The 10,286-nt window shown below is 53.9% G+C and carries 10 protein-coding genes and 2 tRNA genes; 1 reads left to right on the top strand and 11 read right to left on the bottom strand.

Annotation, left to right across the window (positions count from 1 at the left end):
• Positions 1-37: 37 nt before the first annotated feature.
• The 7 genes from QVF11_RS15860 to pncC form a co-directional block, all read right to left on the bottom strand.
• Positions 38-114: transfer RNA gene (locus QVF11_RS15860), tRNA-Arg, on the bottom strand.
• 4 nt (positions 115-118) lie between these two features.
• Positions 119-211 (bottom strand) — tRNA-Ser (locus QVF11_RS15855).
• A gap of 323 nt (positions 212-534) precedes the next feature.
• Positions 535-720 carry a carbon storage regulator CsrA gene (gene csrA / locus QVF11_RS15850; protein WP_000906486.1) on the bottom strand — a complete coding sequence of 62 codons (186 nt, stop codon included), beginning with the start codon at positions 718-720 and terminating at the stop codon, positions 535-537.
• Between the two features lie 238 nt (positions 721-958).
• Positions 959-3,586, bottom strand: a complete 2,628-nt coding sequence (alaS, locus tag QVF11_RS15845; RefSeq protein ID WP_287858159.1) for an alanine--tRNA ligase — start codon at positions 3,584-3,586, stop codon at positions 959-961.
• A gap of 130 nt (positions 3,587-3,716) precedes the next feature.
• The gene (gene recX, locus QVF11_RS15840; RefSeq protein ID WP_112213756.1) at positions 3,717-4,217 is read right to left on the bottom strand and encodes a recombination regulator RecX; all 501 of its coding nucleotides are present in this window, start codon (positions 4,215-4,217) and stop codon (positions 3,717-3,719) included.
• Between the two features lie 68 nt (positions 4,218-4,285).
• On the bottom strand, positions 4,286-5,344 hold the full coding sequence (recA, locus tag QVF11_RS15835; RefSeq protein WP_110277022.1) for a recombinase RecA: 1,059 nt from the start codon (positions 5,342-5,344) through the stop codon (positions 4,286-4,288).
• 80 nt (positions 5,345-5,424) lie between these two features.
• On the bottom strand, positions 5,425-5,922 hold the full coding sequence (gene pncC / locus QVF11_RS15830) for a nicotinamide-nucleotide amidase (RefSeq protein WP_142512509.1): 498 nt from the start codon (positions 5,920-5,922) through the stop codon (positions 5,425-5,427).
• A gap of 201 nt (positions 5,923-6,123) precedes the next feature.
• On the opposite strand from pncC, the gene QVF11_RS15825 reads away from it, so the two are divergent.
• Positions 6,124-6,351, top strand: coding sequence for a hypothetical protein (locus QVF11_RS15825; RefSeq protein WP_112213758.1), 228 nt, complete (start codon positions 6,124-6,126; stop codon positions 6,349-6,351).
• 35 nt (positions 6,352-6,386) lie between these two features.
• On the opposite strand, the gene QVF11_RS15820 is transcribed toward QVF11_RS15825, so the two are convergent.
• From QVF11_RS15820 to mltB, 4 genes are all read right to left on the bottom strand, one after another.
• Positions 6,387-7,265, bottom strand: a complete 879-nt coding sequence (locus tag QVF11_RS15820; protein WP_287858179.1) for a metal ABC transporter substrate-binding protein — start codon at positions 7,263-7,265, stop codon at positions 6,387-6,389.
• 8 nt (positions 7,266-7,273) lie between these two features.
• On the bottom strand, positions 7,274-8,137 hold the full coding sequence (locus tag QVF11_RS15815; protein WP_287858156.1) for a metal ABC transporter permease: 864 nt from the start codon (positions 8,135-8,137) through the stop codon (positions 7,274-7,276).
• The gene (locus QVF11_RS15810; RefSeq protein WP_287858177.1) at positions 8,134-8,844 is read right to left on the bottom strand and encodes a metal ABC transporter ATP-binding protein; all 711 of its coding nucleotides are present in this window, start codon (positions 8,842-8,844) and stop codon (positions 8,134-8,136) included. The genes QVF11_RS15815 and QVF11_RS15810 overlap by 4 nt, the downstream gene beginning before the upstream one ends.
• A 203-nt stretch (positions 8,845-9,047) precedes the next feature.
• A complete protein-coding gene (gene mltB / locus QVF11_RS15805; protein ID WP_142514934.1) occupies positions 9,048-10,124 on the bottom strand; it encodes a lytic murein transglycosylase B in 1,077 nt (358 codons plus the stop codon).
• Positions 10,125-10,286: the final 162 nt, after the last annotated feature.

The following is a 10,286-nucleotide window of genomic DNA, read 5'->3' as shown; positions in this document are numbered from 1 at the left end:
ATGTTGATACGACTACTAAGCCATATCAAGTAAGAGATGGTGCATCCGGGAGGATTCGAACCTCCGACCGCTCGGTTCGTAGCCGAGTACTCTATCCAGCTGAGCTACGGATGCAAAATGGCGGTGAGGCGGGGATTCGAACCCCGGATGCAGCTTTTGACCGCATACTCCCTTAGCAGGGGAGCGCCTTCAGCCTCTCGGCCACCTCACCACACGCCTCTTTCGAGTGCTTTGAAGAACTTGTTTCTGCTCTTCGTCGCTGCGATGGCGCACATATTACTTTCTGGTACTTATAAGTCAAACCTTTTTTCGAGACCTTTTTTTCGTTTGCACACTTCCCGCGCAATTAGCCTGTGAAAACGGCAAAAAGAGTATTTTATCAACAAGAAATTGGTAATTACGCCGTTGCTAACGCAAAGATAACTGTAGCGGAAGCTGGGCTTTAGATAAAAAAGAGAGGCTGTCAGAGAAGAAAAATAAGGAAAAACGACATCTGGAGGGATGCGCCTCACAAAAGAGCGAGGCGCGAAAACCTTAGTAACTGGACTGCTGGGATTTTTCAGCCTGGATACGCTGGTAGATCTCTTCACGATGCACGGAGACTTCTTTAGGGGCGTTTACGCCAATACGTACCTGGTTACCCTTAACCCCTAAAACTGTCACAGTGACCTCATCTCCAATCATGAGGGTCTCACCAACTCGACGAGTCAGAATCAGCATTCTTTGCTCCTTGAAAGATTAAAAGAGTCGGGTCTCTCGTATCCCGGCATTATCCATCATATAACGCCAAAAAGTAAGCGATGACAAACACCCTACGGTGTAAGCAGTCACGGCATCACATTCTGTTAAACCTAAGTTTAGCCGATATACACAACTTCAACCCGACTTTATCGTTATCAGTGCTTCTCGCGCAAGATGCTGTAATCCGAGAATGACAGCATCTATGCGTTTATAGTTATTACAGTTTTGCGCTTACCCAGCCTTTCACACTGGCCAACGCAGCAGGGAGGGCAGACGCATCGGTACCGCCAGCTTGCGCCATATCCGGACGACCGCCCCCTTTACCGCCCACCTGCTGGGCGACCATACCAACCAGCTCCCCTGCTTTCACGCGGTCTGTCACATCCTTAGACACACCTGCAATCAGAGAAACCTTACCTTCTGCGACCGTGGCTAATACGACAACCGTTGAACCCAGTTGGTTCTTCAGATCGTCAACCATGGTACGCAGCATTTTCGGCTCAACACCAGCCAGCTCGCTGACCAGCAGCTTAACGCCGTTAATCTCTTCCGCTTTACTGGAGAGGTTTGCACTCTCCTGCGCCGCAGCCTGCTCTTTCAGCTGCTGCAGCTCTTTTTCCAGCTGGCGACTACGTTCTAATGCAGCACGCACTTTATCGCCAACACTGTGAGTATCACTCTTCAGCAGTTGTGCGATCTCACCGAGCTGATCGCTTTGCGCATGCAGCCACGCAATGGCACCTTCGCCGGTGACCGCTTCAATACGACGCACGCCTGCGGCGGTGCCGGATTCAGACGTAATACGGAACAGACCAATGTCACCAGTACGTGAGGCGTGAGTACCACCGCACAGTTCAGTGGAGAAATCACCCATGCTCAGTACACGAACGCGATCATCATACTTCTCGCCAAACAGCGCCATCGCGCCAGATTCACGAGCCGCATCAATGTCCATGATATTGGTTTCGACAGGCAAGTTGCGACGAATTTGCGCATTCACCAGATCTTCTACCGCACGGATCTCTTCCGGCTTCATCGCTTCAAAATGCGAGAAGTCAAAGCGCAGTGCTTTGTCATTAACCAGAGAACCCTTCTGCGCCACGTGCGTACCGAGAACCTGACGCAGCGCCGCATGCATCAGGTGCGTTGCGGAGTGATTCAAACGGATACGCTGACGGCGAGCCTGATCAACATCAGCCTGTACGGCGTCGCCCACTTTCAGTGAACCGCTGACCAGTTTACCAATATGGCCAATTGCCTGACCGTATTTCTGTGCGTCGTTGACCTGGAAGGAGAAGCCAGCGCCCTTCAGTTCGCCTTTATCACCCACCTGACCGCCGGATTCCGCGTAGAACGGCGTCTGATCCAGAATAACAACCGCTTCCTGACCCGCGTTCACGGCATCAACCGCTTTACCGTCGATAAACAGCGCGGTCACTTTGCCATTCAGCTCCAGGCTGTCATAGCCTTTAAACTCAGATGCGCCCTCAACGCGAATCATCGCATTGTAGTCCGCGCCAAAACCGCTAGATTCGCGCGCACGGCGGCGCTGCTCTTCCATCGCCGCTTCAAATCCCGCTTCGTCAACTTTAATGTCGCGCTCGCGGCAGACATCCGCGGTCAGGTCGACCGGGAAGCCGTAAGTATCGTACAGACGGAAGGCTGTTTCGCCGTCCAGCGTGTCACCTTTCAGCTTAGCCAGTTCTTCGTCCAGCAGCGCCAGGCCACGCTCCAGAGTACGGGCAAACTGCTCTTCTTCGGTTTTCAGCACCTGCTCTACCTGAGCCTGCTGCTGTTTCAACTCTTCACCGGCTGAACCCATCACTTCAATCAGCGGGGCAACCAGTTTCCAGAAGAAAGAGTCCTTCGCGCCCAGCATGTTGCCATGACGAATTGCACGACGAATGATACGGCGCAGTACATAGCCACGGTTTTCATTCGATGGAATAACGCCATCAGCAATCAGGAACGCACAAGAGCGAATGTGGTCAGCAACAACGCGCAGGGACTTGTTAGACAGATCGGTCGCGCCAGTTACGTTAGCCACGTTCTTAATCAGCTCGCGGAACAGGTCAATATCGTAGTTGGAGTTCACGTGTTGCAGAACAGCCGCGATACGCTCCAGGCCCATACCGGTATCAACGGACGGCTTCGGCAGCGGTTCCATGGTCCCGTCGGCCTGACGGTTGAACTGCATAAAGACGATGTTCCAGATCTCAATATAACGATCGCCGTCTTCTTCGGGGGTTCCCGGAGGACCACCCCAGATGTGATCGCCATGGTCGAAAAAGATTTCGGTGCACGGACCGCACGGACCGGTATCGCCCATCTGCCAGAAGTTATCGGAAGCAAAAGCTGCGCCTTTGTTGTCGCCGATACGGATGATACGCTCGCGCGGAACACCGACTTCATTCGCCCAGATGTCGAATGCTTCGTCATCAGTTTCGTAGATGGTCACCCACAGTTTTTCTTTCGGCAACGCAAACCAGTTTTCACCAGTCAGCAGTTCCCATGCGTACTTGATGGCGTCCTGCTTGAAATAATCGCCGAAGCTGAAGTTACCCAGCATTTCAAAGAAGGTGTGGTGACGTGCGGTGTAACCGACGTTTTCCAGATCGTTGTGTTTACCACCCGCACGAACGCAACGCTGCGCGGTAGTTGCGCGCGAATAATTACGTTTGTCGAGACCAAGGAAAACATCCTTGAACTGGTTCATCCCGGCATTGGTAAACAGCAGGGTCGGGTCGTTATGCGGCACCAGGGAGCTGCTCGCAACTACCTGATGTCCCTTACTATGGAAAAAGTCGAGAAACGCCTGACGGATCTCAGCGGTGCTCTTGCTCATAATTATCCTGAAATCAAGCTAACGAAATGTCGCTGGCAGCCACTACTCAGTATCGACCGGCAGGCTACTCACGAAAATAAAGTGGGAATAAGATAAGTTTTCTTTACGGGGAAGTAAAATCCCCGATGGGTCAATCTGCAAAATTTCGCCAGATTTCCTGGATATCTTCCATTAGATAGCCGCGATAGAGCAAAAAGCGCTGTATTTTCACCTTTTCTGAAAATGCAGTGGGTAAGGGTTCGCCATATTTTCGTTGCGCCTGCTCCCTTGCAAGCAGCGCCCAGTCGATTTCACACTCTCGCATAGAGGACTCTATCGTTTCACGGGAAATCCCCTTCTGCTTTAGTTCCTGACGAACGCGCGCCGGACCGTATCCCTTCCGACTGCGGCTGGCAATAAACTGGCGAACAAAGCGATCGTCATCCAGATAGCGGTTATCAATGCACCACTCAACGACTTTATCGACCTCTTCCGGCGTCACATCGAGCGCTTCCGGGCCGTTTTTACTCATTACGGGAGCAGCAAGTTTGCGGCGCAGTTCCTGTTCGCTGTGATCGCGCATTGCCAGAATACGAATGGCGCGATCCAGCAGGCGTGCATAGCCGGAACGGCGGGATGAAGTTTCAGTCACGGGCAACCTCGCTAATCAAAAAGCAAAAGGGCCGCATAAGCGGCCCCTTGTTAGACTTTCTGACGATATCAGAAATCTTGTTCAGTTTCTTCTGCGCTGTTTCCGTCAACTGCGAAGTCTGGAGTGGAGTCCTGATTGCTCAGCAGCAGTTCACGAACTTTCTTCTCGATCTCTTTCGCTGCAGCCGGATTCTCTTTCAGCCAGGAAATCGCGTTCGCTTTACCCTGGCCAATCTTGTCGCCATTATAGCTGTACCAGGCACCGGCTTTCTCAATCAGCTTCTCTTTCACACCGAGGTCAACAAGTTCACCGAAGAAGTTAATACCTTCACCGTAGAGGATCTGGAACTCAGCCTGCTTGAACGGCGCGGCGATTTTGTTTTTCACCACTTTAACGCGGGTTTCGCTACCTATGACGTTATCGCCATCTTTCACCGCACCGATGCGACGGATATCCAGACGAACAGAGGCGTAGAATTTCAGTGCGTTACCGCCGGTAGTCGTTTCCGGGTTACCAAACATCACGCCAATTTTCATACGAATCTGGTTGATGAAGATAAGCAGGGTATTGGACTGCTTCAGGTTACCAGCGAGCTTACGCATTGCCTGGCTCATCATACGTGCCGCGAGGCCCATATGAGAATCGCCAATTTCACCTTCGATTTCCGCTTTCGGCGTCAAGGCCGCAACGGAGTCGACAACGATAACGTCTACTGCGCCAGAACGCGCCAACGCGTCACAGATTTCCAGAGCCTGTTCGCCGGTATCCGGCTGAGAGCACAGCAGGTTGTCGATATCGACACCCAGTTTGCGAGCATAAACAGGGTCCAGCGCGTGTTCTGCATCGATAAACGCACAGGTTTTACCTTCACGCTGAGCGGCGGCGATAACCTGCAGCGTCAACGTGGTTTTACCGGAAGATTCTGGCCCGTAGATCTCGACGATACGGCCCATAGGCAGACCGCCAGCGCCCAGGGCGACATCCAGTGAAAGCGAACCGGTGGAGATAGTTTCCACATCCATGGAACGGTCTTCACCCAGGCGCATGATGGAGCCTTTGCCGAATTGTTTTTCGATCTGGCCCAGTGCTGCCGCCAACGCTTTCTGTTTGTTTTCGTCGATAGCCATTATTACTCCTCTCATGCCGGGTGTAACCGGGTAGTGAATTCTGTTCTGTTGAGGCAATTATACTGTATAGTCATACAGTATCAAGTGTTTTGTAGAAATTGTTGCCAGAGGAGTTTTAAGGCATACGCCGTCGCCTGACGACGTACCGACTCCCGGTCTCCAGCAAAGCATTCGCGCTGAGTCACGCCTTGCCCATTGGCGCTGGCCACGCCAAACCATACGGTTCCAACCGGCTTTTCCGCGCTGCCGCCGTCCGGCCCGGCAACGCCGCTGACCGAAATGGCATAATCCGCTCGCGCCGCGCGAAGAGCGCCAATCGCCATCTCCACCACCACCGGTTCACTCACCGCGCCATGATCAAACAGAGTCACCTCGCTGACGCCAATCATCTGCGATTTCGCTTCGTTGCTGTAGGTGACGAAACCGCGCTCAAACCATGCCGAGCTGCCGGCAATATCGGTAAGCGTTTTGGCGACCCAACCGCCAGTACAGGATTCCGCCGTGGTTACCGTCGCGCCGCGCGTTTTCAGCGCCAACCCCACCTGTTCGCTCAGTTGCATTAATTCCGAATCTGTCATTCGTCGCCCCACCTAAGCCGTATAAAGAGGTCATCAAAGATAGCACTTTCAGCAGAGATATGGGGATGAGGTGGCGAATTTACGAGGAGGCTTCCGAAAAACATTGCCCGCACTGGCGGAGCATTTTCGGATAGCAGCCGGATGTCACCGGTGCCACAATTCACCGTACATAAGGAAGAGTTAAATTAGAGGTTACCAGGAATGGCTAAAGCACCGCTTACCCCAGAACAGAATTTGAAAAAAATTAGACACGTTCGCCTTTGTCTATTTTTATGCGGCGTATTTTCGCTGCTCACCGCGCTACTACACATTTTCACCCGTCCATTCAACCCGCTGTCCGAAGGCGTACAGATATTACTGGGCGTGGGCTGCGTTATCTACGGGGTCACGTTGACCAAAAAAATCAAGCAGATGCAAGCAGAACAATAAAGTTAAATAACCGGCCTATCGCGGGCCGGATTCATTTATTTCATACTGGCAGCAATCAGCTCTACGTTGTGACGCAGCATTTTCACGTAGCTGTCCGCTACGCCACCCGGAGCGGAAAGCGCCTCAGGATAGAGTTCACCGCCCGGCTGCGCACCCGTTGCGCTGGCAATCTGTTTGACCAATCTGGGGTCAAGCTGGTTTTCCATAAACCAGGTATGCACATCGTCAGCTTTAATTTGTTTAATTAATGCCGCCACCTGCGCCGCGCTGGCTTCACTTTCCGAAGACAATCCTTGCGGCGCAAGGAACGTCACGCCATAGGCGCGGCCAAAGTAGCCGAATGCATCGTGGCTGGTTAACACCTTGCGCCTGGCTTGTGGGATAGTGCTGAACTGATCTTTCGCCCAGCTATCCATCTCGTTGAGCTGGCTGATATAGCTCTTACCCGAGGCCTCCAGCGCCAATTTATCTTCCGGGTCTGCTTTTACCAGACCGTTAAGGATATTTTGCGCATACAGCGCACCGTTAGCGGCGCTGTTCCAGGCGTGCGGATCGGTGACCGTTTCACCATCTTCTTCAAGCGTATGTGTTTTCACTCCAGTGGAAGCAACAACCAGTTCACCTTTAAACCCGGACGCTTTAATCAGCCTGTCCAGCCAACCCTCCAGCCCCAGGCCGTTCACCACCACGACATCAGCTTTGCTAAGCAGCGCGCTGTCTTTCGGTGACGGTTCAAAGGTATGCGGGTCGCCGTCAGACCCCACCAGCGTATCCACATGCACATGTTCACCGCCAACCTGTTGCACCATGTCGCCTAAAACAGAAAAACTACTCACCACGTTCAGCGTTTTTGCCATCACCCCTTGCGACGCCAGACCCAACGCCAGCATGAGCAAGATCCCGGTACGTTTCATCATTTTCCTCACCCCATTAATTTACGCCAGCCGACAACCAACCGACTGCGCGTGCCAAAAAACACCGAAACAAAAAAGATGCCGCTGGCGGTCAAGACGATAGCCGGACCGGCTGGTAGATTCGCCGCCCAGGAGAGGCTCAGCCCCATCCACGCGCAGACGCCACCAATAAGCGCAGCCAACAGCAAAATACCCGGCAACGTCCGCGCCCAGCAGCGAGCTGCTACCGCAGGCAGCATCATGACGCCCACCGCCATCAGCGTGCCAAGTACCTGAAATCCAGCGACCAGATTAAGCACCAGCAGCGCGAGAAACAGACCGTGCAGCAGAGCAGGCAATCTTCGCGAGTTCACTTGTAGCCAGACGCTGTCGAAGGCTTCGCTGACCAGGCCGCGATAAAAAAGAGCAATACAGATCAGCGTCAGGCTGGCGACACCCGAAACGAACAACGCCGAATCGCTGTCTACCGCCAGAATCGAACCAAACAGCAGATGCAGCAGGTCGACGTTAGAACCGCGCAGCGATACCAGCGTGACGCCCAGCGCCAGGGAACCGAGATAGAATCCGGCGAAACTGGCGTCCTCTTTTAAGGGCGTACGGCGGCTGACCCACCCCGCCACCAGCGCGACCGTAATCCCGGCAATAAATCCACCAACAGTCATCGCCAACAGCGACATACCGTTAAGCAAGTAACCCGCCGCCACGCCGGGTAAAATAGCGTGTGACAGCGCATCGCCCATCAGGCTCATACGCCGCAGGAGCAAGAAAACGCCGAGTATGGTGGTGCTGAGGGAGAGCGCCAGGCATACCACCAGCGCGCGACGCATAAAGCCAAATTCAATAAAGGGTTGAAAGAAGGTGTGCCAGATCATGCCAGCCTCGCGGAGTTAAATGCGGACAGCACACCGGGAGTTTCGCCCCAGCGGGCATGCTGCGACGTCAGCAACAGCGTTTCCGGGAAATGCTCGGCGACCCGCTGGTTATCGTGCAGTACCGCCAGAATCGTCTGCCCCTGTTGATGCATTTCGAGGATCAGCGTCATCAGATCGCGACTTGTGGCTTCATCAATGCCGGTAAACGGCTCATCGAGCATCACCAGCGGCGCGCGCTGTATCATCACCCTGGCGAACAACATCCGCTGAAACTGGCCGCCAGAGAGCTCCTCAATCGGCATTTTCGCCATCGCTAATAGCCCCACCCGCTCCAGCGCCGTGCTAATACGCTGACGAATTTCTCCCCGTACCCCGCGCAGCAACGACACGCGCGGCCAGGCGCCCTGGCTGACGACGTCCTGCACGGTGAGTGGAAACTGCGACTCCAGAGAGTGGTGCTGAGCCAGCCAACCGATAATCGGCCGTCCGTCACGCCAGTTCAGACGGCCACTCACCGGTGGAATAAACCCGGCCAGCGTCTTTAGCAGCGTCGATTTACCGCAGCCGTTCAGGCCGACGATAGCCGTCATGCTGCCCGTTTCGATCGTGCCGCTAAGCGATGGCGTAATGGCAAGGCCTTCATAGCCAGCCACCAGATGATTGAGCTCTATCATGGCAACGACACTGCCCACCAGGTTGCCAGCCACAGCACGACCAGCAGAAAACAGGCGATAATCAGCCGCGTAACGCCGGAAGCCATCAATATGGAAGTCAATTCTCACACCTCAATAAAACGTTATAACATAACAATATTGAAAAATGCGTAGAATGTAAATTGGTGTCAACGAAAGGAAATGCTGCAAAATGTTACAAACACCTCTCCGAACGGAGAGGTGCATAAAGGGCAAGATTACTGCATACGGGCCTGAGAAACCGCCAGCCCCAGCTGCCAGACGGCCATCGCATAATGGGTGCTGTGGTTATAGCGGGTGATGGTGTAGAAGTTCGGCAGGCCGTACCAGTACTGGTATCCGGTGCCTATATCCAGCCGCAGCAGGCTCGCCTGCTGATGGTTACCCAGCGACTGAGTCGGGGTTAATCCCGCCGCAGCCAGCTGCGAGACGCTGTATTTGGTTTTGAAACCGTTATCCAGACCAGGCGCCTGGCCCATCGCCTGCACCGCAACCACATCGCCGCTCACCCAGCCGTGCTGCTTAAAGTAGTTAGCCACGCTGCCGATAGCATCAACTGGATCCCACAGGTTGATATGCCCGTCGCCGTTGAAATCCACAGCGTACTGGCGATAGGAGGATGGCATAAATTGGCCGTAGCCCATCGCTCCGGCAAACGACCCTTTCAGGTCCAGCGGATCATCTTTTTCACTGCGTGCCATCAGCAGGAAGGTTTCCAGCTCGCCGGAGAAGTACTCAGCGCGGCGCGGGTAGTTGAACGACAGCGTCGCCAGCGCATCAAGGATGCGGGTTTTGCCCATCACCCGGCCCCAGCGAGTTTCCACGCCAATAATCCCGACGATAATTTCCGGCGGCACGCCGTAAACCTGATACGCACGGTTGAGCGCGTCCTGATACTGGTTCCAGAACACCACGCCGTTCTGCACGTTATCCGGGGTAATAAACTGTTTTTTGTAGCGCAGCCAGGCGCCGTTTGGCCCTGACGGCGGCAGCCCGGTCGGCGCCTGACGGTCCATCAGACGCAAAACATAGTCCAGACGTTTGGCCTGCGAGAGGATTTCATGCAGCTGCTGGCGGTCGAAGCCATGCTTGCTCACCATTTTATCGATGAACTGCTCCGCCGCCGGGTTATTGGCGAAATCACCGCCCATCTGCATCACGTTATGCTGCGGCTCCAGCAAAAAACCGCCCGTGCCGCCCGCCATTTCCGTTTCTGCGGGGGTTTGAGGTTTGCTGCTGCAGGCAGCGAGAAGGACACACAGGGGGAGTAAAGCCAGATAACGACGCTTCAACATGGGACATCCATTTAACAAATCGGCAAGAGGTAATTATGGTAAAGCATGCGCCCGCTCACAAGGAAGCGGCAGCGACTGAAATTCTTTTTTATTGCCATTTTTACCTCATCGCTCGTCACATTCTTTTCTCTTCCTCAGCCACAATCTTTCAAAATAAAATAT

The organism is Klebsiella sp., from assembly GCF_027492335.1.
Classification (GTDB): Bacteria; Pseudomonadota; Gammaproteobacteria; order Enterobacterales; family Enterobacteriaceae; genus Klebsiella; species Klebsiella huaxiensis.
Note: the sequence above shows the minus strand (reverse complement) of the source record. Positions and strands in the feature narration are given on the sequence as shown.